Below are 25653 nucleotides of genomic sequence, written 5' to 3'. Positions count from 1 at the left end.
CGGATCACGCCGCCGTCGCCCTCCGCGACGCCAGGTCGGCACCGGCAGGCCGGTGTCCTTCCTCGCGGCCGGTATCCGGGCTGATGAGAGGGAGGGGTTCCCGGGGCCATCGCCTTCCCGTGTGAAACACACAGTGGCGACTCCGATGGCCTTGCTCTCAATCACCGTTGCGGGGGCAGCGTCGGGCTGGCGCGGGCGCGCGTCACCGACTTCCCGTTTAACCCCGCCGTCGCGGGGCACCGTAAGGAGCGCGAAAGCTAGCAAGTGAAGGCGCAATAATCAACGAAGTCTGGCAATTTTACCGCCGACCTCATGGTGTGGGCTGATGCTCCAGGGCTTGGTGCAGGCGGCGCCAGCAGGCCTCGTCGCCGGGCAGGCCCAGGCGCAGGCCGGCGGGGGTGTCCCAGAGGCGGGTGAGCACCGCCCGGCGGGCCAGGGCGTCATGGTGGTGGGCGGCGTCGGCGGCGGGGCACCAGGCGAACAGGTCGCTGTCGCCTTGTGGGGTCAGGCCGTGGTCGCGGAGCAGGGCGTCCAGCCGTTGGCGGTCGGCGCGCAGCCGTTGCCGGGTGGCGTCTTGCCAGGCGGTGTCGGCCAGAGCCGTGGCCATCACATGTCGGGCCGGGTGGCTCAGCGCCCAGGGGCCCAGTCGCTCCGACAGCGCCCGGCATAGGGCCGGTGGCCCGGCCATCAAGCCGGCGCGCAGGCCGGCCAGGCCGAAGAACTTGCCTAGGGAGCGCAGCACCACCAGGCCCGGCGCGCCCAGCGCCGGCGCCAGGGAGGCGAAGGGGCTCGCCTCGATAAAGGCCTCGTCCACCACCAGCCAGCCGTCCCGCTTCGCCAGCACCCGGTGCCAGCGGAGCAGGGTGTCCGTGTCCAGGCCGGCGCCGGTGGGGTTGTTGGGGTGAATCCACACCAGGGCGTCCAGGTCCGGCAGGGCGGCGGGCAGCTGAGCCGCCGTCAGCGGGATTACCCGGTGGCCGGCCCGGCGCCAGGCGGCGGCATGTTCCCGGTAGCCGGGTGCGGGCACGCCCACCCGGCCGGGGGCACGCAGCAGGGGCAGGGTCTGCAGGGCGGCCTGGCTGCCCGCCACCGGCAGGCAGCCAGCGGGGTCGGGCAGGCCGAGCCAGGCGCGGGCGATGTCCTCCAGGCCGTCGTCCTCCTCCGGAAGCCGCCGCCAGACCCGGGTCGGGATCGCCGGCACCGGGTAACCATGGGGGTTGATGCCGGTGGAGAGATCCAGCCAGTCCGCGGGGGGAATGCCCCATTGGCGCGCGGCCTGGTTGAGACGGCCGCCGTGCTCCGGTCGCGGGTCGGTCATGGGCCGGCTCCCAATAGCAAGGCAAGCAGCAACGCCAGCCCCAGCCACAGGATCAGGGTGCGCCGCACCAGGGTCAGGGCCGCGTCGATGGCGGCGGCGTCCGGCGCCGGGCCCTGGCCCAGCCAGGGGCGGTTTTTGAGCGCGCCGTGGTAGGGTGCCGGGCCGCCCAGGGTCACGCCCAGGGCGCCGGCGCCGGCGGCCATTACCGGGCCGGCGTTGGGGCTGTCCCAGCGCGGCGCCTGGACCCGCCAGCAACGCAGCGCCGGGGTCAGGTGGCCGCACAGTCCATAGCCCAGGGCGGTGAGCCGGGCCGGCGCCCAGTTGAGCAGGTCGTCGAGGCGGGCAGCGGCTTTGCCGAAGCGCTCATAACGGGGCGTGCGGTAGCCCCAGAGGGCGTCCAGGGTGTTCACCACCCGGTGCAGGATGACGCCGGGCAGGCCCGCCACCAGGAACCAGAACAGGCTGGCGAACACTGCGTCGGCGCCGTTCTCCAGCACCGATTCCGTGGCCGCCCGGGCCACGCCTTCGGTGTCCAGGGCGTCGGTGTCGCGGCTCACCAGCAGGCCCACGGCGCGGCGCGCCGCCGGCAGGTCGCCGTTGGCCAGGGGCGCGGCCACCGCCCGGGCATGCTCCGCCAGGCTGCGCGTGCCCAGGGCCAGCCACAGCCCCAGCACTTGCAGCGGCCACAGCAGCCACGCCGGCAGCCACAGGGTCAACGCCAGGGCGATCAGTACCGGCGGCAGGGCCAGCAGAGCCACCGCCAGGACGCCCCGGGCCAGGTCGCCGTCGGCCTGGCGGTTGAGGTGGCGTTCCAACCCGCCGGCGGCCCGCCCCAGCGCCACCAGCGGGTGCCCGCGACGGGGCTCGCCCAGGGCCCGGTCGAGGGCCACGGCGGCGAGGGCGGCGAGGGTCAGGCTCCACATGAGGCGGCATCCGGGCAATGAAAAGAGGCGCAGTGTAGCGGCAAGCGGTTACCGAAGGCACCTTGACAGTGCCGGGAGCCGGGAAGAGGATTGGCCCGCTTTCGTCATCACCCAGAGAGGAGCCCGAGTGACCGATACCGCCGCGTGGCAAGCGCCCATTGCCGCCCCCAGCGAGGCCCACCGTGACCGGGCCCTGACCCGCCAGGCCCGCCTCACCAAGCCGCCGGGCTCCTTGGGCAGGCTGGAGACCGTGGCGGTGGAACTGGCCGCGTTGCAGGGCGCCGACCGGCCCGATGTGGACCCGGTGGCGATCACCGTGTTCGCCGCCGACCATGGGGTGTGCGCCGAGGGCGTGTCCGCCTTTCCCCAGGCGGTGACCGGGCAGATGATCGCCAACTTCGTGGCCGGTGGCGCCGCCATTTCGGTGCTGGCCCGGCAACTGAATGCCCGTCTGGAGGTGGTCAATCTCGGTACCGTGGCGCCGCCGCCGGCGGGCGACGGCGTGGTGGACGAGACCATCGCGGCCGGCACCGACAACCTGGCGGTGCGCCCGGCGATGAGCATGGAACAGCTGGACGCGGCCCTGGCCGCCGGTGACCGGGCCGCCGCCCGCGCCGCCGACCAGGGTGCGCGCCTGTTTATCGGCGGCGAGATGGGCATTGGCAATACCACCAGCGCCAGCGCCGTGGCCTGTGCCCTGCTGGGCAAGCCGGCGCGCTCGCTGACCGGGCCCGGTACCGGCCTGGATCGTTATGGCGTGGGCCGCAAGGTGGCGGTGATTGAACGTGCCCTGCGCCGCCACGCGGACCCTCGTGATCCATTGCAGGCGCTGGCCTCGGTGGGCGGTTTCGAGATCGCCGCCCTGGCCGGTGCCTTCATCGGTGCCGCTACCCGGGGGCTGGTGGTACTGGTGGACGGTTTCATCGTCACCGTGGCCGCCCTGGCGGCGGTGCGCCTGCGCCCGGAGCTGCGCCCCTGGCTGCTGTTCGGCCACCGTTCCCGGGAGCCGGGCCACGCCCGCCTGCTGCAGGCCCTGGAGGCGGAGCCGCTGCTGGATCTGGAACTGCGACTGGGCGAGGGCAGTGGTGCCGCCGCCGCGGTACCCTTGCTGCGTCAGGCCTGCGCCCTGCATAACGAGATGGCCACCTTCGAGGACGCTGGCGTCGAGGCCGGTTCATGACCACCACCTGGTTCGATCTGCTGCGCCATGGCGAGCCGGACGGTGGCCCCCGCTATCGGGGCCACCGGGACGACCCGCTCAGCGAACTGGGCTGGGAACAGATGGGGGCCGCCGTCCGCGACAACGATCACTGGGACCATATTCTCACCTCCCCCCTGGCCCGCTGCCGGGCCTTCGCCGAGACCCTGGCCGCCGAGCGCGGCCTGCCCTGCACCGTGGAACCGGGCTTCAAGGAAATCTCCTTCGGCGCCTGGGAAGGCCTGACGCCGGCACAGGTGGATGAGCGTTTCGGCGACAGCCAGGACCGTTTCTGGCGGGACGCGGAGCGCCATTCCCCGGACGGCGGCGAGCCGATCCAGGGGTTCCATGAGCGGGTGGGTGCCGCCTGGCATCACTGGCGCCAGGCACTGGCCGGCCAGCGTGTGCTGCTGGTGTGCCACGGCGGTGTGATCCGCATGGTGCTGGCCCACGTCACCGGGCTCACCCCGGGCCGCGCCCTGGGCGCCTTCATGGTGCCCTACGCCAACCGCTCCCGGGTGCGCCTGGACGATACCGAGCACGGCCCGCTGGCCTGTCTGGTGCAGCACGGCACCCTGGAGCCAGCGTTATGAACCGGGAGCCGGCACGGCTGGCCCTGTCCCTGCTCACCCGGCTGCCGGTGCGGGTGGCGACGCCGGTGGACGAGCGTGACCAGGGCCGCTCGGTGGCCTGGTACCCGGCGGTGGGCCTGTTGATCGGCCTGCTGCTGTGGGGCCTGGCGTCGCTGCTGGTGTCGGCGCCGGCGTGGCCGGTGGCGGTGCTGGTGCTGGCGGTCTGGGTGGGCCTCACCGGCGCCCTGCATTTGGATGGCCTGGCGGACAGTGCCGACGCCTGGCTGGGCGGCTACGGCGACCGGGCCCGCACCCTGGCGATCATGAAGGACCCCTACTGCGGCCCCGCCGGGGTGGTGGCGGTGGTGCTGGTGCTGCTGGCCAAGGCGGCGGCGCTGGCGGTGTTGATCCCGGTGGCGCCGCTGGCGTTGCTGGTGGCGCCGGTGCTGGGCCGGGCCGCCTGCGCCGGCCTGTTCCTGGCGTTGCCCTATGTGCGCGAGCAGGGTCTGGGCAGCGGCGCCGCCCGGCATCCGGCGCGGCGCGCGGTGAGCCTCGCCATGGTAGCGGCGGCGCTGCTGGCGGTGCTGCTCGGGCAGTGGCTGGTGGTGCTGGTGGCCGGCGCGGTGTTCGCCGCTGCAGTGGCGCTGATGCGCCGCCGGCTGGGTGGCTTCACCGGTGATACCGCCGGGGCTTTGGTGGAGACGGTGGAAGCCGTGGTGCTGCTGGTGGCGGCGTTAATGCTTTGAGGAGAGGATCGCGACTGAAGTCGCTCCTACGAGGAAGGGTACGTTGTAGGAGCGACTTCAGTCGCGATCACCCGGCGCGGCCTATTGGGACAGCGCGGCCCCCTTTAGCACCAGGGGCAGGCCGGCGGCGGTGAGGATGACCCGCTCCGCGCGAGCCGCCAGATCCTGATTCAGCCAGCCCAGCTCGTCGGCGAAGCGGCGACTGAGCGGGTCCATGCCCACCAGCCCCAGTCCTACCTCGTTGCTGACGATGATCACCGTGCCGGGCCAGTCCGCCAGCGCCTCCAGAAACGCCCGCCGCTGTTGTTCAAACACGGCGTCGCCGGCGTGCAGCAGGTTGCTCACCCACAGGCTCATGCAGTCGATCAGGATGCAGGAGGCACTGCCCGCCCGGCCGGTCAGGGCGTTGCCCAGCGCCAGGGGTTCCTCAAGCAGATCCCAGTGCGCCGGTCGCCGTTGTCGGTGGCGCCGGATGCGCTCGCGCATTTCGCCGTCGCCGGGTTCGGCGGTGGCCAGGTACAACACGGTGGGGTGAGCGGCGGCAAGCCGTTCCGCCAGGGCGCTCTTGCCGGAGCGAACACCGCCCAGAATGAGATTGGTGGCCACGCCGGGGAAAGCTCAGATGCCCAGGCGGCGGGCCATGGTTTCCATCACCCGGCGCCAGGCGGCGGCCCCTTCCGGGCCCACTTCCTCGAAGGCGTGGATCAGCAGATCGTGCTGGATACCGGTCAGACGCTGCTCCAGCTCGCTGCCGGTTTCGGTGAGGGACAGGCGTTTGACGCGCTTGTCGGTGGCATCCCGGGTCACCGCCACCAGCTCCTTTTCCACCAGGGTCTTGAGCGGCTTGTGGATGGCCTGTTTGGTCAGGCGCATGGTGTCCACCAGTTCATTGACGCTGAGTTGGTCATTGTGGCCGATGAAGAACAGCAGACGGTGGTGAATGCGGGACAGGCCCTGGGTCTTGAGGATGCTGTCGGGTTCGGCGACAAGTCCCCGGAAGGCGAAGTGCAGGGTTACCAGATTCTGATTCAGGCTCTCCCGCGAAGCGTCGTCGGTCATAATAGTTTCACCACCCCTAAGTTATCGCTATAGGTCACCGAGGTTGACCTTCAAACTTGCCCCATGCAAGCCTTATTTAACCGAGTGCCTGGCGGTTTGGCGAGCATGGGCGCGCGGGGAATGTCCTCGACGGTGACACCATCAACGGATTTTTCCCCTATCCAAAACAGCGCAGTGTACCGGATTCATGGTCTGAAGGCGTGAACGGGGGCGGCGAAAATGTATCGCGCTGTCGGACGGTGCGACGGCAGGAAAGGGGCGGGCGCCAAGGCGCCCGCCCGGCGGCTGATCACGGGTATTGCAGGTTCACCTGGTACACGGCGGTGGTGCCGCTGACCTCGTAGCCCACCACCAGCAGCGGGGTGTCCCCCGGCGCGTCCTTGGCGGGGATGAACACCAGGCCTTCGGGGCCCAGATCCCCGGCGGCGGCCAGCACCGATTCGGTGTCCTCGGTGGCCCAATCGTCGCGGGTGTTCAGGTAGTCCACGCGCACCGGCGCGGCGGGGTCGGTGATATCGTAGACCAGCACGCCACCCATGCGCTCCAGCCCCAGGAACAGGAAGGTCTTGTCGCCGAGATGGGCGAGGGTCAGGCCCTCCGGCTCCGGGCCCTTGGCGTCGCTGCGGCTGTCGAAGGCGTCGCCTTCGTCGTGGCCGGAGTTGAAGTAATCCTTGCAGTCCAGGGTGCGCTGGGTGCCCAGCTTGCACTCGTCGCTGGCCAGGAACCGTTCGATGGCGTCGCCGGAGTCGAACACCAGCTCCCCGTCCTCGCTCCAGATCGAGAAGGAGCGGCCACCGTAGGCGTACAGTTGATCGTACATGAGCCGGTCGCCGTTGGCGTCATCCTGGACGCCGGCGGCAGTGAACAACATCGGGTCGCCGTTTTCGTGCTTGCGGTAGCCCTCGGTCCAGGTGATGTTCAGGCGGCCCAGCACCTCGTCATCGCGGCACTCGCCCGGGTCGCCGGCGCTGGCGCCACAGTAGGCGAAGGTGTCCGGGTTGAGCAGGCCACCGGCGCCCAGGGCACGCAGTTGCGGTGGCAGGTCGTCGCCACAGCGGCGGTCGAAGCCGCTGGCGTGGACCAGGTGCTTGACGCGGAATTCCTCCACGAAGCCCTGGCTGGCGTCGCCGGCGCAGCCGTCTCCCTCGGTGCCCCAGTAGGCGTCGTTGTCCTCGCCCCAGGCACGGGCGTCGCCTTCGTTGGCGGTGACCAGGTAAGTCCGGCCGCCGCTTTGGTAGGCATGAATGGCGTCCGGTTGATACAGGCCGACCACGCCGGGGTAGGCGCGGATATTGATGGCGTCATCCTCATCGCTGGCGTCGATGCCGTTGCCTTCCTGGCCCAGATCCTTCTCGCCCAGGGGCAGGATGTCGGTGACCGTGGCGCTGGCGATGTCCAGTTTGGCCAGGGCATTGTTTTCCTGCAGGGTCACCCAGGCGGTGGCGCTGTCGGCGGACACCGCGATGTATTCCGGTTCCAGGTCCTCGGCGACGCTGGCGCCGGGGCCGTAGATGCGCACGCCGGCGGCTTTCAGGTCCGCTTCCTGGCCGTCGAAGGCGGTGAAGGTGGCGCGGTTTTCCACCGGCTTCTCCGGGGTGCTGATGTCGATGACGCTGATCGAGCCTTCCGGGTCGACACTGTAATCGTCGTTAGGCTCGCCTTCGTTGGCGGTGAGCACATAGTGGCCGTCCGGGGTGAACGCCACCATGTCCGGCAAAGCCCCCACCGGCACGAAGCTGATACGCTCCAGGGTGTTGGCGTCGTACAGGGCCAGGAAACCGGTGTCGGTTTTGGTGCCGGCCTGCACGGCGATCGCCACCAGGTCACCCTGCACCGCCACGCTGTTCACTTCCGAGCCGGCGGAGATGTCGCCGGTGAGCAGGGTGTCTTCCAGGGTCGGGTTGGCGGGGTCCGCCAGGCTCATGATGTCCAGGGCACCCTTGTTGGCGTTGACCACGAACAGACGCTGGGAAGCGGCGTGGTAGGCGGGGATCTCCGCCGCTGATTGGTCGAACTGGCCACTGCCGTGACGGCCCAGGAAGCTGAGCTTCAAGCTGGAGGGCGTGGGCTCCGCCGCCGGCGGGTTGGCGCCGTCGTCGTGATCGCTGTCGCCGCCGCAACCGGCCAGAAGGGTAGTGGCCAGCACGGTGCCGGCGCCAAGGGCAAGCCAGGGTTTCATGAAAACACCTCGTCATTATTCGTTCACGGATACCCGGGTAGTGGGCCGCAAACCCATGACAAGGGGATGACGATTTTTTGAAGAACGGCGGATCGCCAACGGCGGGGCTGAAAAGTTCCGGGACATTATGTCCAATTTGAATGGCGGTTTGCCTGACCTAGACTTGGGCTGATATTTCACGCCTGGAAAGAGTCGGAATGGAATGGATCCCGGTAGTTTTCATTACCTTCAAGGTCGTCGTGCTCGGCACGGGCATGTTCTTCGCCATCAAGTGGCATTACGACAAAGGCAAGAAAAAGAAAGACGAATAGGCGCCAGACGCCAGACGCCAGACGCCGGACGCCAAGTCAAAACCCGGTGCGGCAATGTTCGCGGGTTCGCAGAAACGCTTTTGCGAACTTGACAAGCTTGGCGGAGCCCCCGATTTTTTCGCGTCCAGCGTCCAGCGTCCAGCGTCCAGCGTCCAGCGTCCAGCGTCCAGCGTCCAGCGTCCAGCGTCCAGCGTCCAGCGTCCAGCGTCCAGCGTCCAGCGTCCAGCGTCCAGCGTCCAGCGTCCAGCGTCCAGCGTCCAGCGTCCAGCGCCCCCTCAATCGTCCTTCAGCAACCGGCGCAACACCTTGCCCGCCGGCGTGGCCGGCAGCTTGTCGATAAAGGCGATCTGGCGCGGGTACTTATACGCGGCCATATGTTCCCTGGCCCAGTCGATCAGCTCGCTCTCGCTGACCTTGCCCTGGTGCCCGGGCTTGAGTACCACGAACAGTTTCACCGTTTCGCCACGCTGATCGTCGGGTATGCCGATGGCGGCGGACTGAGCAATGGCCGGATGATCCAGCATCAAGGCTTCCACGTCCTCCGGGAACACACTGTAGCCGGAGCACTTGATCATTTCCTTGATGCGGCCGGTGAAGAACAGGTAGCCCTCCTCATCGAAGTAGCCCACGTCGCCGGTGTACACCGCGCCGTCGCGCAGGGTTTCCGCGGTAGCCTCGTCACGCTTCCAGTAGCCCTTGAACACCGCCTTGTTGCGCACCACGATCTCGCCGCTCTGGTTCGGCGCGCACTCCGCGCCGGTGGCGGTATCGACAATGCGGATCTCGTTCTCCGCCATCGGCACGCCGCAGCTGCCCCACTTGATGCGGTCCTTGGGCATGAAGGTGTCCGAGGTGTGGGTCTCGCTCAACCCGTAGGCGGCCTCGTGGGTCTGACAGCCGGTGAGCGCCTTCCATTCAGCGGCCAGCGGCTCGGTCAGGGGAATACCAAAGCTGGTGCAGGGGTTATTGGTCAGCGACGTCAGGTCGCGCTTTTCCACGCCGGGGAAATCCAGAATCGCGCGCAGCATCGGCGCGATGCTGTACCAGTTGTTTACCCGATAGTGCTCGATGGCATCGATGGTGGTGGCCGGATCGAAGCGCGCCAGGATCACCAGGGTCTGACGGGTGTACACCGGCTGGTAGACGCCGAAGTTCATGCCGGCGATATGGCACAGCGGCGCGATGCCCAGGCTCATGGTGTCTTCGGCCATGCGGTTGGCACGGAAGGAGGCCGCCATCTTGAACAGGCTGGACCCGTAACTGAGCATGGCGCCCTTGGGCCGGCCGGTGGTGCCGGAGGTGAAGGTCATCAGCCCCACGCCTTCCCACAGGTCCACCGGTTCGAAGTGTCGCAGCGGCGCGGTGTGGGTCAGAATCGTGCTCAGGTCGTCGGTTCCCGCCGGGCAGCTTTCCGGTTCGCCGAGCAATTCCTTGGGCACGGCGAGGCTGGGCGTGGCCGGCAGATAATCACCGTAGGCGGTGCTCACCACCGTGGCCAGGGTCGGTACCTGGTCGCGCACCTCGGCGACGATCGGATAGAGATCCCGCGCCACCACCAACGCCTTGGTCTCCGCGTTGCTCAACTGATAGGCCACCTCGGCGGCCTTGTACTGCGGATTCACCGGCGTGACCATGGCGCCCAGCGCCTGCACCGCGTAATGGGCGAAAATGTACTGCGGGCAGTTCTGCATGAACAACGCCACCCGATCACCGGGCCCCACCCCGTGCTCACGCAAATGCGCCGCCAGCCGCCGCACCGCGTCCCCGGCCTCGGCCCAGGTAATCTCGGTACCGTAATAGATATAGGCAACCCGGTCCGGCACTTCCTCGGCGTGCTGGAGCAGATAGTCGTGCAGCGGCTTTTCACCACGCAGATAGGTAACGCTGTCGCCGGCCCAGACGGAACCGGGCACCGGCACCGGCTCGAACCCGGTTGCGGAAACGGTGGACATCTTTGTTCTCCTTAAACTCTCAAAAACCTTTGGCGCGCGCAGGAAGCCGAACGCCGAATGACTGGTAGCGCCAGCGGCATTCCGCTTCAGTCGCGATGCGGTTGGCACCGCCGTTGATCGCGGCTGAAGCCGCTCCTACAACCCCATCCAATCCACGAAGCCACGCCGAGACGCGTCCCCGCTGGAGGGTCCAAACGACCAACGAAGCCGAAATCACCCATGCCCCCGCGCCGTCGGGTCCAGAGCGGTACGCAGGGATTCCCCCAGCGCATTGAACGCCACCGCGGTAATCATGATGATCAGCCCCGGCGCGTACATCTGCTCCGGCACCAGCGACATATACAGATAGCCACGAGCGATCATGGCGCCCCAGCTCACGTCCGGCGGCTGCACCCCCAGACCCAGGAAGCTGAGGCTGGCCTCGGCCAGCAACGCCACCGCCAGCAGCAGAGTGCTCTGCACGATCACCGGCTGGATCGCGTTAGGCAGCACATGGCGCCCCAGCAGCCGCAACGGTGACGCCCCGAAGCAACGCGCCGCGTCCACGTACAGCTCCTGACGCACCACCAGCGTACGGGCGCGAATCAGCCGGGCGATCTGCGGCGCGAATACCAGCCCCACGGAAAACATGGCGTTGGTCAGGCCGATGCCCATGGCACCGGTCACCGCCACCGCCAGAATGATCGCCGGGAACGACAGAAAGGTATCGATCAGGCGACTGATGGCCACATCGGTCCAACCACCCACGAAGCCGGCGATCAGGCCCAGGGGAATGCCGATCAGCAACGCCACCGACACCGCCAGCAGGGCCGCGTACAGGGAATTGGCGCCACCGTGGATCAGCCGGCTGAGCACGTCCCGGCCCAGATCGTCGGTGCCCAGCCAGTGGGCCGCCGACGGCCCCTCCAGCATATGCTCCAGATCCTGGTGGGCCGGGTCGTAAGGCGCTACCCAGGGGGCCAGCAAGGCGGTGCCGAGAATCAGCACCAGCACCAGCAAACTCAAAGCGGCGCGCGGATCGCCGCGCAGCCAGCTCAGCACGCGCCGGGCCAGGCCCGGCTCGTCGGCGGCGTGGCTGGACGAAGAAGAAACGGAGGCGGTGGTCATGCGTGAATCCTCGGGTCGAGCACGGTGCAGGCCAGGTCGGTGCACAGGTTCACCAGAATCACCGTCACCACCATGGCGAGCACGGCGCCCTGCACCACCGGAAAGTCGCCCTGCAGCACCGCGTTGACGATGGAACTGCCAATACCGGGAATGGCGAACACCGCTTCCACCACCACGGTGGCGGCGAGAATCTTGTTGAACAGCAGCCCCACCACGGTGAGCAGATTGACGCTCACGTTCTTGAGGCCGTGCTTCCAGAGAATACGAGCCGGGCTCAGCCCCTTGGCGTGCAGCGTACGCACATGCTGGGAAGACTGGATCTCCACCAGCGAACCGCGCAGCTGCCGGGCCACCTCGGCGATGCCGTTGGTGCACAGCGCCAGCGCCGGCAGGGTGGCGTACCAGAGCGCGCCGCTGAAATCCTCCAGCGGCGACACGAAGCCGGTGGCCGGAAACCACTGCAGCCCCAGGGCCAGGAACAGCACCAGGATCATGCCAAACCAGAAATTCGGCACCGCCACGCCCAGGGAGGCGGCCCCCATGATGGTGCTGTCCAACGGCGAGCCGGCGCGGGTGGCGGCGAGAATACCCAGCGGCACTCCCACCAGCACCGACACCAGCACCGCGTAGACGGCGATCAGCAGGGTATTGGGGAAAGTGCGCGCGATAGTGTGCGCCACCGGTTCACCGGACAGTAGCGAGGTGCCCAGCTCGCCCTGGGCGGCGTGCGCCAGCCACTGGCCGTACTGCACCAGAAACGGCTGGTTCAGGCCGTAGGCCTCGCGGATTTGTTGGATGCGTTCCATGGAGGCGTTTTCGCCGGCCAGGGTCACGGCCACGTCACCGGGAATAAGCTGCATCAGGCAGAACACGATGAAGGTGGCCAGCACCAGAATCGGCAATGCCTGCAGCAGCCGGGCAGCCACCATGCGCTGTTTGACGCGGTTGGCCACGGGATCAGCCCTCGATGGTTACGTCATTGAACTTGGGCTTGCCAAGCAGGTTGTTGCGCAGGTTTTTCACTTTGCCGTTGACGGCGACGATGCTCTCCCGGAACGCCAGCGGCACCACCAGGGCGTCTTCCATCACCAGCCGCTGGACCTTGGCCAGCGCCTCCCGGCGGATGGCCAGGTCGTCGCTACCGCGCGATGCCAGCAGCGCCTCGGTGAAGCCCTCCGGCGGAGCCTTGTCGCCGGCGTTGAAGTAGGACTCCTGGTTGTACATCAGCGAGTAGCTGAGGCTGGGGTCGGGCCGACCGGTCCAGGCGGACAGCAGCAGGTCGCCCTGTTTCTTGGCGAAGTACTCCGCCGACATATCGGCGATGGTGCCGGTGCGGAAGCGGCCCTTGATGTTGGCGCGGGCGAACTGCGCCAGCAGCAGTTCCTGCATCTGCACCGAGGACTGGTCGTTGTAGCCGCGCATGTCCAGGGTCACGCCGTCGGCGTAGCCGGCTTCCTTGAGCAGCGCCCGGGCCTTGTCCGGATCGTGGGGATAGAGCTCGGCGGTGGGCGCGTCGTAGGCCCAGTGGGACTTCGGCAGGTTCATATAGGCGGCCTCGCCGGAGCCGGCCATGGCGCCGCGAATAAAAGCATCCCGGTCGACCGCGTAATTCAGCGCCTGGCGCACCCGGCGGTCCGCCAGGGTGTCCCGGGACATGTTCAGATAGAGCTGGAAGCAATACACCGTGGAGCCGACCACACCGTTCAGGGTGGGCATCTTTTCCACCAGCGGCTTCTGGCGACCGTCCAGGTGATAGGCGAGATCCGCCTGCCCGGACATCACCGCGCGCAGCCGGGTGGCGCTGTCGGTGATGATCGAGAAGGTGATGCCGGCCAGGGCCGGTTTGTCGTCACGACGGTAGCCGTCGAACGCGGTGAGGGTGATTTCGCTGCCGTCGTTCCATTTCTGGAATGTCATGAAGCCGGTGCCCACCGGCTTGCGGTCCACCCGGTTGCCGTTGGCCTCGAGCGCCTTGGGCGACACCATCATCCCGGCCCGGTCGGAGAGGATCAGCGGCAGGGCGGTGTCCGGATTCTTCAGGTGCAGGGTGACGGTGTGCTCGGCGTTCACCGTCACCTGGTCCACCGAACCGAGATCGGAGCGGATGTTGGAAAATTCCGCCGCGCGGCTGCGATCCAGATTGGTTTTCACCGCCTCGGCGTTGAATGGCGTGCCATCGTGGAAGGTGACGCCCTGGCGCAGATGCAGTACCAGGGTTTTCGGGTCGGTGAATTCCCAGCGTTCCGCCAGGCCCGGCTCCGCCTTGAGGCTGGCGAAGTCCCAGGTAACCAGGGTGTCGTAAATCGGGAACAGGAACACATGGTCGGAGCCGGAGCCGCCGGTGGCCGGGTCCAGACTGGACGGGTTGGCGTTGGCGCCCACGCGCAATACGGCGCCGCCGCCCTGGGCCCAGAGCCGGCCTGGCGCGCCCAGGGTGCCGACCGCCAGGGCGCCGGACAGGTAACCGAGAAAGGCCCGGCGGGAGACGGCGTGGCCGCCCACGTCCAGGGTGTCATGGTCCGGGTGTTCGTGATGGTGGGGCGCTTTCATGTTCATGGGGCTCTCCTGGAATTTTGTTGTTTTGTTCGGAAAAACGGGTTGTTCAGGCAGGGCCGGCGAAATGGCAGGCCACGCGATGGTCCGGTGCCACCTCCCGCCATTCCGGCACCTGTTCCGCGCAGCGTGTTTCGGCGCGCGGGCAGCGGGTGCGGAACGGGCAGCCGGAGGGTGGATTCAGCGGGCTGGGAATCTCGCCTTGCAAGCGGATGCGGCGCCGGTGGTCGCGCTGGTCGCTGGGCAGCGGCAATGGCTCCGCCGACAGCAGCGCCTGGGTATAGGGATGCAGCGGCTGTTCGCAGACCGCGCCCGCCGGCCCTTGCTCCATGAGCCGGCCCAGATAGAGCACGCCCACCCGGTCGCTGACGTGGGAGACCACGGAGATGTCGTGGGTGATGAAGGCGTAGGTGATGCCGAACTCGTCCTGCAGATCGGCGAACAGATTCAGAATGGCGCCGCGAATCGATACGTCCAGGGCCGCCACCACCTCGTCGCAGACAATGAAGCGCGGGCGCAGGGTGAGGGTCCGGGCGATATTGACCCGCTGCTTCTGCCCGCCGGACAACTCATGGGGGTAGCGGCGGCCGACCTCCGGTGCCAGGCCCACCCGCTCCAGGGCCTCGTCGGCCACCCGGCGGCGCTGGGCACGGTCGCCGTCGCGCAGAATGTCGAGTGGCTCCATCACCGACTGGGCGATGGTCATGCGCGGGTTCAGGGCGGCGTGAGGGTCCTGGAAGATAATCTGATGATCGCGCCGTTGTCGCCGGCGCTCGGCCCGGTTCAGCGATGACGGCTCGCGGCCGTCGTAGAACAGGCGCCCGTCGCTGAGCGGCTGCAGGCCGGCCAGTGCCCGACCCAGGGTGGTCTTCCCGGAGCCGGATTCGCCGATCAGGCCGAAGGTTTCTCCGGGGCGGATATCGAAGCTCACGTCGTCCACCGCCTTGACGGTGCCGGCGCGGGTGGGGAAGTGCACGCGCACCCGGTCGGCGCGCACGCCGGCGGCCTGGGTGGAAGGGCGGGGTGTCAGGCGGGCATTCATGTCACCGCTCCCGGCAGGGTGAGTTCGGCGCCACGCCAGCAGCGCGCCAGCCGCCCGTTATCGAGCTCGCGCAGGGGCTGGCCCTGTTCACAGCCGTCGGCGGAATGCGGGCAGCGTGCCTGGAACCGGCAGCCGGCGGGCATCTGGCCGGGCGCGGGCACGCGTCCCGGGATCGACGGCAGACGGCCGCCCCGCTCGCTGAGCCCGGGTAGCGAGCGCAGCAGCCCGGAGGAATACGGATGCGCCGGACGGCGCAGCACGGTGTCCACCGGCGCGCTTTCCACCACCTCGCCGGCGTACATGGTGAGCAGCCGCGAGCAAGTCTCCGCCACCACCCCCAAATCGTGGGTAATGAACAACAGGGCGGTGCCGGTGGTGTCGCTGAGTTCACGTAGCAGATCGATGATCTGCGCCTGCACGGTCACGTCCAGGGCGGTGGTGGGTTCGTCGGCGATCACCAGCCGGGGCCGGCAGATCAGTGCCATGGCAATCATCACCCGTTGCCGCATGCCCCCGGAGAACTGGTAGGGGTAGTCGTCGAGGCGCAGGTGCGGCGAGGGGATGCCCACCTCCTCAAGAGCGGCCACGGCCCGTTCGCGGGCTTCCCGGCGGCCCACCTTTTCATGGGCGCGCAGGGTTTCGGTGAGCTGCTCACCGATGGTGAAGACCGGGTCCAGGGCACTCATCGGTTCCTGGAAAATCATGCTGATATCGCGGCCGCGAAGACGGCGCAGCTCGCGGGCTGGCATGTTCAGCAGGTCGCGGCCCTGGAACAGAATCTCGCCGCGCACCCGGGCGGTGCGCTCCGGCAGCAGGCCAAGCAAGGCCAGCCCGGTGACGGTCTTGCCGCAGCCGCTTTCGCCCACCACGCCGACTCGCTCGCCGTGGCCCACCGTGAACGACACATCGCGGGTGATGGCGGTCTCGCCGGCGTCGTTCGCGAATGCGATGTTCAGATTGTTCACCGCCAGCAGGGGCTGCCCGGTGTGGTCATCGTGTGCCATGGTTTATCTCCGTGCGGGCACATCCACGGTCGGCCTCTTCCGAGGCCGAAGGGGATTGTTGTTATCGGTTGCCGTAAGCGGCGGTGACGGTGTCGATCACCGCCTGATAATGGTCGAGCAGTTTGTTCAGGCCGCTGTGTTGGGTGAGCAGGGAGCCGAAATACCAGAGTGGGGTAATCAGCATCACCACCTGGCGCACCGGTGTGTCGGGGCGCAATTCGCCGCTGCCAATGGCCAGCTTCACGGCATGGGACACATAGTCCTCGAAATGTCGCGACATCTCGGAGATGCCTTCCTGGATGCGCTCCGGAATCAGGTGTCGCTCGAACCGCGCCCGTGCCGAAAGGCTCCAGGGGTTACGGCCCTTTTCGCTGTCGTTGAATTCGTAAAAACGGCGTTCGCAATCCGCGGCCACCAGGCCGATGCGTTCCGCCAGGGTCAGCCCCGGACGCGCCCACACATTCTGGAACTGCTGCTCCAGGTCATCGAAGGTTTCCTGGAACACCGCCTCGATCAGTGCCGCCTTGTTACCGAAGTGGTAATGCAGGTTGGCGCGGGTGGTGTTGACCACCTCGGCGATGTCGCCGTAGCTGACGTCGCTGAGCCCGCGCTCGATGAACAGGGCCCGGGCGGCGGCCTTGATCTGGGCCTTCATGGGTGGCTGGCCTAGCTGGGATTTTTTTTCCGGTCGGGCCACGCCGGCCTCCTCATGGTTGGGTGGAACGCTGCGAGTGTTGACTAATCTGCAAGTAAATAAAACCTGAGTCAATACTAATTGACGTGCAAGTCAGTATCTCGCTATCTTGCCGCCAAACGATCTGTGAATCGACTGATAAAAAACCGGACTGCCGCCATGACCCGTAAGCTTCTGATCGCCAACCGTGGCGAAATCGCCGTGCGCATCGCCCGCGCCGCCGCCGACCTGAACATCGCCACCGTGGCGGTCCACCCCGCCGACGATGAGCGGTCGCTGCATACCCGGGTGGCCGACCAGTCGGTGCGGCTGGAGGGGCGCGGCGCCGCCGCCTACCTGGACGCCGAACAGTTGGTGCGGGTGGCCGTGGAGGCCGGCTGCGACGCGGTGCATCCCGGCTATGGCTTTCTCAGCGAAAGCCGTGACTTCGCCGAGCGCTGCCAGCGGGCCGGCCTCACCTTCGTGGGGCCGACCCCGGAGGTGCTGGCGCTGTTGGGCGACAAGGCCCGCGCCCGGGTGCTGGCGGAGGAGTGCGAGGTACCGGTGGTGCCCGGCACCGGTGCCGACACTACCCTTGAGCAGGCGCGGGCGTTCCGCGACGGGCTGGGCGCCGACGCCACCGTGATCGTCAAGGCGATCGCCGGCGGCGGCGGGCGAGGCATGCGCATCGTGCGTCCCGGCGACGACCTGGCCGAGGCATTCAAGCGCTGCCAGGCGGAGGCGCAGGCCGCGTTCGGCAACGGTGCCCTGTACGTGGAGCGTTTTATCGATCGCGCCCGGCACATCGAGGTGCAGGTGGTGGGTGACGGCGGCGACGCGCCGGTGCACCTGTGGGAACGGGAATGCAGCCTGCAGCGCCGTAACCAGAAGCTGGTGGAAATCGCGCCGGCGCCGACGCTTTCCGACGCGACCCGGCACAAGCTGCTGGACGCCGCCCTGCGGCTGGCGGGCCGGGTCGGCTATCGCGGCCTGGGCACCTTTGAATTCCTGGTGGACGCGGATGAAAACCGCTTCGCCTTTATCGAAGCCAACCCGCGCCTGCAGGTGGAGCACACCGTCACCGAGGAAGTCACCGGCGTGGACCTGGTGCAGACCCAGCTGAAAATCGCTGGCGGCGCTTCCCTGGCGGATCTGGGCCTGAGCCGTGACACGGTGCCGGCGCCTTCCGGGTTCGCCGTGCAACTGCGGGTCAACATGGAAACCATGGACGCCAGCGGCGAGGCGCGTCCCGCCGGCGGCACCCTGGCCACCTTCGAGCCGCCGTCCGGCCCGGGCATCCGCGTGGACACCTTCGGCTATCGCGGCTATCGCACCAGCCCCCACTACGATTCCCTGCTGGCCAAGCTGATCGTGCACGGTCGCGGCGACTTCGCCACCGCCGTGCGGCGCGCCTACCGGGCGTTGTGCCAGTTCCGTATCGAGGGCGTGGACACCAATGTCGGCTTCCTGCAGAACCTGCTGCGGCGCGACGAAGTCACCGACAACACCGTTTACACCCGCTTCGTGGACGACCACATGGCCGAGCTGGTGAACGGCGGTGAGCACCCGTCCCTGCACTTCGGCGAGGCCGGTGGCGAGGTGGAATCACAGGGCCCGTCGATCCAGGCGCCGCCGGGTACCGCAGGCGTGGCCACGCCGATGCAGGGCGTGGTGGTGGAGCTGCTGGTTGCCGAGGGCGACAGCGTCCGCGAAGGCCAGCCAGTGGCCTTCGTCGAGGCCATGAAGATGCAGCACCGGGTGGAAGCGACCACCAGCGGCACCGTATGCCAGCTCGCCTTCGCGGTGGGTGACGCGGTGGCCGCCGGCGATCCACTGTTGTTCATCGAACCGGGCGAGGTGGCCGACGACGCCGACGCGGAGGAAGAAGAGATCGATCTGGACCGCATCCGTCCGGACCTGGCGAAACTGCGGGCCCGGGAAGCCCTGTTGCTCGATGAGAACCGGCCGGACGCGGTGGCGCGGCGGCGAAAGACCGGCCAGCGTACCGTCCGGGAAAACGTGGCGGCGATCATCGATGAGGATAGTTTCATCGAATACGGCGCCTTCACCTTCGCCGCCCAGCGCGCTCGCCGCGACCTGGACGACCTGATCACCAACACCCCGGCGGACGGCATGGTGGTCGGCATCGGCGCGGTGAACGGCGGGCTGTTCGACGAAAGCAAAAGCCGTTGCGCGGTGCTGGCCTACGACTACACCGTGTTGGCCGGCACCCAGGGCACCATGAACCACAAGAAAACCGACCGTATTCTGCAGGTGGCCGAGCAGCAGAAGCTGCCGGTGATCTTCTTCGCCGAAGGTGGCGGCGGCCGCCCCGGCGACACCGACAATGCCACCAAGGTGGCCGGCCTGGACGGCCCCAGTTTCCTGCAGTACGCGCGCCTCAGCGGCCTGGTGCCGCGCATCGCCGTGGTGTCCGGCCGCTGCTTCGCCGGCAACGCGGTGTTCGCCGGCTCCAGTGATCTGATCATCGCCACCGAAAATGCCTGCATCGGCATGGCCGGGCCGGCCATGATCGAAGGCGGTGGCCTGGGCGTGTTCAAGCCCGAGGAAGTGGGGCCGGTGGCCGTGCAGCGCGCCAATGGCGTGATTGACTGCGTGGTGAAGGACGAACAGGAAGGCGCCGCCCTGGCGAAAAAACTGATGGGTTATTTCCAGGGCACGGTCACCGGCTGGGACTGCGAGGACCAGCGCTGGCTGCGCCGGGCGGTGCCGGAGAACCGGCTGCACGCCTACGACATGCGCGAGTTGATCCGCCTGCTGGTGGACACCGACTCCACGGTGGAACTGCGTCGGGATTTCGCGCCGGGCATGATCACCGCCTTCGTACGCATCGAGGGCCGGCCGCTGGGCCTGATCGCCAATGATCCCAAGGTGCTGGGCGGCGCCATCGACGCCGCCGGCGCCGACAAGGCGGCGCGCTTCATGCAGCTGTGCGACGCCTTCGGCATTCCCATGGTCAGCCTGTGCGACACCCCCGGTTTCATGGTCGGGCCGGACGAGGAGAAGACCGCCATGGTGCGCCGCACCTGCCGTATGTTCGTCACCGCCGCCAGCCTCACCGTGCCGCTGCTCTCGCTGGTGACGCGCAAGGGCTATGGGTTGGGGGCCCAGGGCATGACCGGCGGTTCTTTCCACGCGCCCATGTTCTGCGCGTCCTGGCCCAGTGGTGAGTTCGGCGGCATGGGCCTGGAAGGGGCCGTGAACCTGGCCTACAAGAAGGAGCTGGACGCCCAGGAAACGCCGGAGAAAAGACAGGCCCTGTTTCAGCAACTGGTGGACAAGCTCTATGAGCGTGGCGAGGCGCTGAGCATGGCCGCCGCTCTGGAAATCGACGCGGTCATCGACCCGGCGGATTCCCGCGCCTGGATTCTGCGCGGCCTGCGCGCCACCCCGCCGGGCGGGCTGGAACCCATCGCTGGGAAGCGCCGGCCGATGATCGACACCTGGTGAGCGGCGGCCTGGCGGGCGCGTAGGAGCGGCTTCAGCCGCGATTCCCCGCGTGGACCAGATTCTGAAGCGGTTCCCCGTTGGCAATGCGGCGTACCTGTTCGCGCAGGTAGGTGGCCAGGCGTGGTTTGAGGGCTTCCGAGCGACCACCCACATGGGGGACCAGACAAAGTCCCGGCGCGTCCCACAGGGGATGGTCGGCGGGCAGAGGCTCCGGGTCCACCACGTCCAGGGCGGCGCGCAGGCGGCCGCTTCGCAGTTCGGCGAGCAGGGCGTCGGTGTTCACCACCGGGCCACGGGCCACGTTCACCACCAGGGCACCGTCTGGCAGGCGGGACAGGAAGTCCGCGTCCACCATGCCCCGGGTGGCGTCGTTGAGCGGCGTGATCAGAATCACGATCTCCGCCGCCGGCAGCAGGGCCGGTAACTCGTCCACGCCATGCACATGCCCGTGCTCATCGTCCCGGGCGCGGGTGCCGACCCGGGTCAGCTCGACGCCGAACGGCGCCAGTCGCTCGGCGATGGCGGCGCCCACGCCGCCGGTGCCGATCATCAGCACCTTGCGGTCCAGTAGCCCCGGCGTGGTGAACGGTCGCCAGGCATGGTCCGCCTGGTCCCGGGCGAAATGGTCCAGGCCACGCTGGGCGGTGAGAATCAGCCCCAGGGTGAGCTCGGCGGTGGGGCCGGCGTGCAGCCCGTAGGCGCTGGCCACGGCGGCGCCGCGCCCCGCTTCGATAAAGCCGTCGTAACCGGTGGACTGGGTCTGGATCAGCTTCAGGTTGGGCAGGGTGGACAGGCGCTGTTTGCCCGCCTCGCCGGCCGGATGGTGGAACACCACCGCCTCCACCTCCGCCTCGCTCAGCCCTTCGGGCGCGCCTTTCAGATCCCAGACGCCCAACCTCAGATCCCCAGCCTGGTCCTTGACGGTGTCCAGGTGCCATTGGGTGGGCAGGGTAAGGGTGCGGATGTTGAGAGTGGTCACGGCAAAGCTCCGAGCGAATAAAGAAATGAACAGTTAATCGTTAACAGTGAAAGGGGACCAGGAGAGGGAGTCTACCGCATGGCGCGCCTCGACGCGGGCACGCCGGTTCCATTTCACCGGCCCCGCGCTCTTAACGGTTCACTTTTAACGGTTCACTGTTAACTTTCCCCCACCATGCCTTGCAGCGCGCCGCCGGCGTCTCTATAACGGGAGCCTGTCATTATTCAAGGTTTTGAAGCGGGAGAATGCTTGTGTCTCAACTGGTGCCCGAGGTGGACCCGGACGGTCTGCTGGAATATTCCGTGGTGTTCACGGATCGCTCCCTGAATCATATGTCCCAGGCCTTTCAGCAGGTGATGCGGGATATCTCCACCACCTTGAAGCAGGCTTATGGCGCCGAAGCGGTGGCGGTGGTGCCCGGTGGCGGCACTTTCGCCATGGAAGCGGTGGCCCGCCAGTTCGCCACCGGCAAGCGTTGCCTGGTGATCCGCAACGGCTGGTTCAGCTACCGCTGGAGCCAGATCTTCGAGATGGGCGGCATCCCCGCCGATGAAACCGTGCTCAAGGCACGGCCGGTGAGCGGCGAGGGCGAGCCGGCGCCGTTCGCGCCGGCGCCGCTGGACGAGGTGCTGGACACCATTCGCCGGGAAAAGCCGGAGATGGTGTTCGCGCCCCATGTGGAAACCGCCGCCGGCATGATCCTGCCGGACGATTACATCAAGGCGGTGGCCGAGGCGGTGCACGAGGTGGGCGGCCTGTTCGTGCTCGACTGCATCGCCTCCGGGGCGATCTGGGTGGACATGCGGGACACCGGCGTGGACGTGCTGATCAGCGCGCCGCAGAAGGGCTGGAGCTCGTCACCCTGCGCCGGCCTGGTGATGTTCAACGACACCGCCCTGGCCCGTCTTGAAGAGACCCGCGGCACCAGCTTCGCCGCCGATCTGAAGCGCTGGCTGGACATCATGCGCGCCTACGAAAACGGCGGCCACGCTTACCATGCCACGCTGCCCACGGACAGTCTGGCGCGCTTCCGCGACTTCATGGAGGAGACCCGTGCCCAGGGCTTCCCGGTGGTGCGGGCCCTGCAGGAAGAGCTGGGTGGCCGGGTGCGTGCGCTGTTCGCCCGCCATGGCATCCGCAGCGTGGCGGCGCCGGGCTTCGAGGCCCCGGGAGTGGTGGTCTGCTACACCGACGATGACGGCCTGCACAATGCCAGCAAGTTCATCGCCGAGGGCCTGCAGACCGCCGGTGGCGTGCCGCTGATGTGCGACGAACCGGCGGACTTCAAGACCTTCCGCGTGGGGCTGTTCGGTCTTGATAAGCTCAACCATGTGGAGCGTACCGTGGAGACCCTGGAAAACGCTCTGAAGCACATTCTGGGTTGACCGCGCCGCCGGGTGCCCACCGGCGCCCGGCGCGTTTTCACGGTTTTTTATAAACCCATCCACCGGATTGCCCTTCTAATAGGGGGAACGAAGCGACGACGGATTGGCAGACAACTTCCCGGGAGTTGTATACCCTTCACGTCGCTCACCGCCTTCAACCGAAGAGGAATCCACCATGATCCGATCCCTGATTTCCGCCCTGGTCGCCGCTCCGCTGCTTACCGCCGGCGCCGCCGCTTGGGCCGCCGACGACAGCCACGCCATCGAGGGTGTATGGGAAACCGACAGTGGCGGTTATGTGCAGATTTACCAGGTGAACGAGGACACCTGGAATGGCCGGGTAGTGGGTTCAAGCAGTGGCGAGGCCCGCTACGACGAGAACAACCCGGATGAGGAGAAGCGCGGCCGCCGTCTGCTCGGCGTGGAGGTACTCAAGGACCTGCACTACGCCGGCGGCAACAAATGGGAGGACGGCAACATCTACTCTCCCGACAACGGCAAGACCTACAGCGCCAAGGCCACTCTGGCCGACCCGGACACCCTGGAAGCGCGCGGCTACATCGGCGTCAGCCTGCTCGGTCGCAGCCAGACCTGGCAGCGGGTCGGTGCCGACGCGCCGCACCTGCACAAGGACCTTCTCAAGTAAAAGACCGCCGCGGCTGAAGCTATTAACTGTTAACTGATTTCCCCAGTTCTCCATCCACGAAGTGGGCGACCATGTCGCCCAGGCCGCGCACCAGGTCGTCGAAATCCACCGCCGGATTGGGGTCGGTGAGATAGCGGATCACCGTGAATATCCCGCCATTGATCATGATGAAGCCCATGGCCGGCAGGTTGCCCAGCCGGGTCAGTTGGGGATGGTGCATGACGTATTGCACCAACAGATTCATCAGTAACTGGGTGATCGGTTCCAACTGATTGCGCGGGGCGAAGTAGGCAGCGTAGCTCATGTAGCGCAGGTAGCGGCCATCGTCCCGTTCCAGCAGGTCACGGTAGCGGTACAGCAATTCGGCGACCAGTTCACGGATGTCCAGGCGCACCAGTTCCGGAATGCGCGGTTGCACCAGGGCCACCACCTCCCTCACCACGTGCTGGTGCATGGCGTCGAACACCTCTTCCTTGTTGGCGAAGTATTCATAGAGAGAGCCGACGCCGACGCCGGCGATTTCGGCGATGTGGCGGGTGGTGGTGCCTTCCAGGCCATGGCGGGACAGGGAAATAAAACCGGCCTCGACGATGGCGTTGACGGTGGCTTTGGCCCGTTTCTGGGTGGGCCGGCGTTGACGCGATGAAGTCCGCATATCCGAGTTGAATCCGAACAAATGATCGGACTACCTTGCCATTGATGAATGTCACGGTCAATTTGACATCGTGCTGGCGAGGACTCTGAACATGACGGACAGCATTTCACGCAACGCCCGCGCCGTGGTCACCGGCGCCGGTAGCGGCATCGGCCGCGCTTTCGCTCTGCAACTGGCGCGCCGTGGTGGTCGGGTAGTGTGCGCCGATCTTGATGCCGACGCCGCCGAGGCCACCGCCGCCGCCATCCGTGATCAGGGCGGCGAGGCGCTGATGGTGGCCTGCGACGTGTCCCGCCTGGAGCAGGTGGAGGCCCTGGCGGAGCGCGCCGCCGAGTGGTTCGGCGAGGAGCCGGATCTGGTCATCAACAATGCCGGCGTGGGTGCCGGCGGCAAGCGCATCGGCGATATCCCCATGGAAGACTGGCACTGGGTGATGGGCGTCAATATGTGGGGCGTGATCCATGGCTGCCATGTGTTCGCGCCTCGTCTGCGCGGACTGTCCCGTGCCGGCATCATCAACGTTTGTTCCACCGCCAGCTTCGCGGCGGCACCGAGCATGGGCCCCTACAACGCCAGCAAGGCGGCGGTGCTGGCGGTGTCCGAGACGCTGGCGGCGGAAAGCGCGGGCAGCGGTCTCAAAGTCACCGCCCTGTGCCCGACGGTGGTGAAAACCAACATTTTCACCAGTGGTCGCATCGACGACTCGGTAACGCCGCTGATGAACCGCTGGGTGTCGCTCACCGGCGTTTCCGCCGAGGGCGTCGTCCGCACCACGCTCAAGGCCCTGGACAAGGGCCGGCTCTATGTCCTTCCGCAGATCGACGCGCGACTGATCTGGCGCGCCAAGCGTTACGTGCCAGCGCTGTACGCGCGTGGCGCCGGTCTGCTCAGCCGCTTCACCCTGGCTTCCTGAATCCTTCAAAAAAGGGAGAACAACATGGCTTCCATCGATCTCGAAAAAATGCTCGCCAAGGTCAAGGCCAGCCAGTGGGCGCTGGCGGACATCGACTGGGACGCGCCGGGCGCCGAGCTGGTCACCGAGGAGCAGTGGCCCAAGCTCAAGGCGTTCATGGCCGATCTGATGTGGATCGAGCACGTCGGTGCCCGGGGCTTCGCGGCCATGGCCAGGAAGGCTCCCAACGACACCCTCAAGGAAATCTACACCTACTTCCACGCCGAGGAGCAGCGTCACGCCAATGCCGAGATGGCGCTGATGAAGCGCTGGGGCATGCTGGATGGCGACCGGGTACCGGAGCCCAACAAGAACCTGCGCCTGGTGATCCAGTGGCTGGATCGTTACAGCGACGACATGCCTCTGGAAGTGCTGGGTTCGGTGATCCCGATGCTGGAGATCGCGCTGGACGGGGCGCTGTGTACTTTCCTGCTTGATACCGTGGACGACCCGGTATGCCACCAGGCGTTCGCGCGCATCAATGACGATGAATCCCGGCACCTGGGTGTGGGGTTCCACGTACTGGAAATGCAGGGTCACGGCGATCTTTATATGAAGGTGCTCAAGACCCTGGGCACGATTCTGGACCCGCGCCTGATCCTGGGTATCGCTTCCTACGCGCCGCTGCTCAATCGCATGCGCGACAACGTGATCGCCATGGGGCTGGGCGAGGAGCGGCTGTACGCGGCGATGAAAAAATTCGAACGCATTGGTGGACGTACCGCCGACGGTCGTCGCAACCCCTGGTATCAGATCATCAGCCGCCATGGGCGCATCGTCGTCAACCGGCGTCAGCGGTTTTACCATGGGCCGGTGGACGCCATGGTGCGTCTCACCGACCTGATCCCGGACCGGGTCATGCCTTCCCGGGTGCCGACCTGGGTCAAGGGCATCACCTACAAACCCGTCGTGTAACCACCCGTAGGCG

At 67.3% G+C, this 25653-nt stretch carries 22 protein-coding genes and 1 riboswitch; of the genes, 8 read left to right on the top strand and 14 right to left on the bottom strand.

Annotation, left to right across the window (positions count from 1 at the left end; genetic code table 11):
* Positions 1-49: 49 nt before the first annotated feature.
* Positions 50-259, bottom strand: a riboswitch (cobalamin riboswitch).
* 51 nt (positions 260-310) lie between these two features.
* Both cobD and cbiB read right to left on the bottom strand, forming a co-directional pair.
* Positions 311-1318 (bottom strand): threonine-phosphate decarboxylase CobD, encoded by a 1008-nt coding sequence (gene cobD / locus JF515_RS19235; protein ID WP_203106067.1) that lies wholly within the window; start codon positions 1316-1318, stop codon positions 311-313.
* A complete protein-coding gene (gene cbiB / locus JF515_RS19230) occupies positions 1315-2241 on the bottom strand; it encodes an adenosylcobinamide-phosphate synthase CbiB (RefSeq protein ID WP_203106065.1) in 927 nt (308 codons plus the stop codon). The genes cobD and cbiB overlap by 4 nt, the downstream gene beginning before the upstream one ends.
* 127 nt (positions 2242-2368) lie before the next feature.
* On the opposite strand from cbiB, the gene cobT reads away from it, so the two are divergent.
* From cobT to JF515_RS19215, 3 genes are read left to right on the top strand one after another with little or no spacing between them, the layout of a single operon-like run.
* Complete coding sequence (gene cobT, locus JF515_RS19225) at positions 2369-3421, top strand: nicotinate-nucleotide--dimethylbenzimidazole phosphoribosyltransferase (RefSeq protein WP_338015258.1); 1053 nt, start codon at positions 2369-2371, stop codon at positions 3419-3421.
* Complete coding sequence (locus JF515_RS19220; RefSeq protein ID WP_203106061.1) at positions 3418-4032, top strand: histidine phosphatase family protein; 615 nt, start codon at positions 3418-3420, stop codon at positions 4030-4032. Before cobT ends, JF515_RS19220 begins: the two co-directional genes overlap by 4 nt.
* Positions 4029-4757, top strand: coding sequence for an adenosylcobinamide-GDP ribazoletransferase (locus JF515_RS19215; protein ID WP_203106059.1), 729 nt, complete (start codon positions 4029-4031; stop codon positions 4755-4757). The genes JF515_RS19220 and JF515_RS19215 overlap by 4 nt, the downstream gene beginning before the upstream one ends.
* 81 nt (positions 4758-4838) lie before the next feature.
* On the opposite strand, the gene cobU is transcribed toward JF515_RS19215, so the two are convergent.
* From cobU to JF515_RS19165, 10 genes are all read right to left on the bottom strand, one after another.
* Entirely contained in the window at positions 4839-5363 is a 525-nt protein-coding gene (cobU, locus tag JF515_RS19210; protein ID WP_203106058.1) for a bifunctional adenosylcobinamide kinase/adenosylcobinamide-phosphate guanylyltransferase, read from the bottom strand.
* A gap of 12 nt (positions 5364-5375) precedes the next feature.
* On the bottom strand, positions 5376-5816 hold the full coding sequence (locus JF515_RS19205; protein ID WP_203106056.1) for a MarR family winged helix-turn-helix transcriptional regulator: 441 nt from the start codon (positions 5814-5816) through the stop codon (positions 5376-5378).
* Positions 5817-6105: 289 nt separating this feature from the next.
* Entirely contained in the window at positions 6106-7995 is a 1890-nt protein-coding gene (locus tag JF515_RS19200; protein WP_203106054.1) for a choice-of-anchor I family protein, read from the bottom strand.
* 586 nt (positions 7996-8581) lie between these two features.
* Positions 8582-10258, bottom strand: coding sequence for an AMP-binding protein (locus JF515_RS19195; RefSeq protein ID WP_203106053.1), 1677 nt, complete (start codon positions 10256-10258; stop codon positions 8582-8584).
* A gap of 213 nt (positions 10259-10471) precedes the next feature.
* Positions 10472-11365 carry an ABC transporter permease gene (locus tag JF515_RS19190; protein WP_203106052.1) on the bottom strand — a complete coding sequence of 298 codons (894 nt, stop codon included), beginning with the start codon at positions 11363-11365 and terminating at the stop codon, positions 10472-10474.
* Positions 11362-12318 (bottom strand): ABC transporter permease subunit, encoded by a 957-nt coding sequence (locus JF515_RS19185; RefSeq protein WP_203106050.1) that lies wholly within the window; start codon positions 12316-12318, stop codon positions 11362-11364. The genes JF515_RS19190 and JF515_RS19185 overlap by 4 nt, the downstream gene beginning before the upstream one ends.
* Before the next feature lie 4 nt (positions 12319-12322).
* On the bottom strand, positions 12323-13921 hold the full coding sequence (locus JF515_RS19180) for an ABC transporter substrate-binding protein (RefSeq protein WP_238401182.1): 1599 nt from the start codon (positions 13919-13921) through the stop codon (positions 12323-12325).
* A 46-nt stretch (positions 13922-13967) separates the two neighbouring features.
* Entirely contained in the window at positions 13968-14960 is a 993-nt protein-coding gene (locus JF515_RS19175; RefSeq protein WP_203106042.1) for an ABC transporter ATP-binding protein, read from the bottom strand.
* Entirely contained in the window at positions 14957-15964 is a 1008-nt protein-coding gene (locus tag JF515_RS19170; protein WP_203106041.1) for an ABC transporter ATP-binding protein, read from the bottom strand. The genes JF515_RS19175 and JF515_RS19170 overlap by 4 nt, the downstream gene beginning before the upstream one ends.
* 61 nt (positions 15965-16025) lie before the next feature.
* The gene (locus JF515_RS19165; protein WP_203106040.1) at positions 16026-16661 is read right to left on the bottom strand and encodes a TetR family transcriptional regulator; all 636 of its coding nucleotides are present in this window, start codon (positions 16659-16661) and stop codon (positions 16026-16028) included.
* Positions 16662-16817: 156 nt separating this feature from the next.
* Between JF515_RS19165 and JF515_RS19650 the strand changes: the two genes are divergently transcribed.
* Positions 16818-20108: a carboxyl transferase domain-containing protein gene (locus JF515_RS19650; RefSeq protein WP_203106038.1), complete on the top strand. Its 3291-nt coding sequence runs from the start codon at positions 16818-16820 to the stop codon at positions 20106-20108.
* 31 nt (positions 20109-20139) lie between these two features.
* On the opposite strand, the gene JF515_RS19155 is transcribed toward JF515_RS19650, so the two are convergent.
* Positions 20140-21087 (bottom strand): 2-hydroxyacid dehydrogenase, encoded by a 948-nt coding sequence (locus JF515_RS19155; protein ID WP_338015257.1) that lies wholly within the window; start codon positions 21085-21087, stop codon positions 20140-20142.
* A 251-nt stretch (positions 21088-21338) separates the two neighbouring features.
* Between JF515_RS19155 and JF515_RS19150 the strand changes: the two genes are divergently transcribed.
* Both JF515_RS19150 and JF515_RS19145 read left to right on the top strand, forming a co-directional pair.
* On the top strand, positions 21339-22472 hold the full coding sequence (locus JF515_RS19150) for an aminotransferase class V-fold PLP-dependent enzyme (protein WP_203106037.1): 1134 nt from the start codon (positions 21339-21341) through the stop codon (positions 22470-22472).
* A gap of 175 nt (positions 22473-22647) precedes the next feature.
* On the top strand, positions 22648-23118 hold the full coding sequence (locus tag JF515_RS19145; RefSeq protein ID WP_203106036.1) for a DUF2147 domain-containing protein: 471 nt from the start codon (positions 22648-22650) through the stop codon (positions 23116-23118).
* A gap of 22 nt (positions 23119-23140) precedes the next feature.
* Here JF515_RS19145 and JF515_RS19140 read toward each other — a convergent pair whose 3' ends face one another.
* On the bottom strand, positions 23141-23773 hold the full coding sequence (locus JF515_RS19140) for a TetR/AcrR family transcriptional regulator (protein WP_203106035.1): 633 nt from the start codon (positions 23771-23773) through the stop codon (positions 23141-23143).
* Between the two features lie 91 nt (positions 23774-23864).
* Here JF515_RS19140 and JF515_RS19135 point away from each other — a divergent pair, with 91 nt between their 5' ends.
* Complete coding sequence (locus JF515_RS19135) at positions 23865-24686, top strand: SDR family NAD(P)-dependent oxidoreductase (protein WP_203106034.1); 822 nt, start codon at positions 23865-23867, stop codon at positions 24684-24686.
* 24 nt (positions 24687-24710) lie between these two features.
* Complete coding sequence (locus JF515_RS19130; RefSeq protein ID WP_203106033.1) at positions 24711-25640, top strand: ferritin-like domain-containing protein; 930 nt, start codon at positions 24711-24713, stop codon at positions 25638-25640.
* The last annotated feature ends 13 nt before the right edge of the window (positions 25641-25653 follow it).

Origin of the sequence: Alloalcanivorax marinus, from assembly GCF_016785095.1 — a bacterium.
Classification (GTDB): Bacteria; Pseudomonadota; Gammaproteobacteria; order Pseudomonadales; family Alcanivoracaceae; genus Alloalcanivorax; species Alloalcanivorax marinus_A.
The sequence above is the reverse complement of the archived record's forward strand: the minus strand, read 5'-3'. Positions and strand labels throughout refer to the sequence as shown.

Coding starts and splice junctions, on each gene's coding strand:
- cobD (WP_203106067.1), bottom strand. CDS start 1,318: ATGACCGACCCGCGACCGGAGCACGGCGGCCGTCTCAACCAGGCCGCG.
- cbiB (WP_203106065.1), bottom strand. CDS start 2,241: ATGTGGAGCCTGACCCTCGCCGCCCTCGCCGCCGTGGCCCTCGACCGG.
- JF515_RS19220 (WP_203106061.1), top strand. CDS start 3,418: ATGACCACCACCTGGTTCGATCTGCTGCGCCATGGCGAGCCGGACGGT.
- JF515_RS19215 (WP_203106059.1), top strand. CDS start 4,029: ATGAACCGGGAGCCGGCACGGCTGGCCCTGTCCCTGCTCACCCGGCTG.
- JF515_RS19205 (WP_203106056.1), bottom strand. CDS start 5,816: ATGACCGACGACGCTTCGCGGGAGAGCCTGAATCAGAATCTGGTAACC.
- JF515_RS19200 (WP_203106054.1), bottom strand. CDS start 7,995: ATGAAACCCTGGCTTGCCCTTGGCGCCGGCACCGTGCTGGCCACTACC.
- JF515_RS19195 (WP_203106053.1), bottom strand. CDS start 10,258: ATGTCCACCGTTTCCGCAACCGGGTTCGAGCCGGTGCCGGTGCCCGGT.
- JF515_RS19190 (WP_203106052.1), bottom strand. CDS start 11,365: ATGACCACCGCCTCCGTTTCTTCTTCGTCCAGCCACGCCGCCGACGAG.
- JF515_RS19180 (WP_238401182.1), bottom strand. CDS start 13,921: ATGAACATGAAAGCGCCCCACCATCACGAACACCCGGACCATGACACC.
- JF515_RS19175 (WP_203106042.1), bottom strand. CDS start 14,960: ATGAATGCCCGCCTGACACCCCGCCCTTCCACCCAGGCCGCCGGCGTG.
- JF515_RS19170 (WP_203106041.1), bottom strand. CDS start 15,964: ATGGCACACGATGACCACACCGGGCAGCCCCTGCTGGCGGTGAACAAT.
- JF515_RS19650 (WP_203106038.1), top strand. CDS start 16,818: ATGACCCGTAAGCTTCTGATCGCCAACCGTGGCGAAATCGCCGTGCGC.
- JF515_RS19145 (WP_203106036.1), top strand. CDS start 22,648: ATGATCCGATCCCTGATTTCCGCCCTGGTCGCCGCTCCGCTGCTTACC.
- JF515_RS19140 (WP_203106035.1), bottom strand. CDS start 23,773: ATGCGGACTTCATCGCGTCAACGCCGGCCCACCCAGAAACGGGCCAAA.
- JF515_RS19135 (WP_203106034.1), top strand. CDS start 23,865: ATGACGGACAGCATTTCACGCAACGCCCGCGCCGTGGTCACCGGCGCC.
- JF515_RS19130 (WP_203106033.1), top strand. CDS start 24,711: ATGGCTTCCATCGATCTCGAAAAAATGCTCGCCAAGGTCAAGGCCAGC.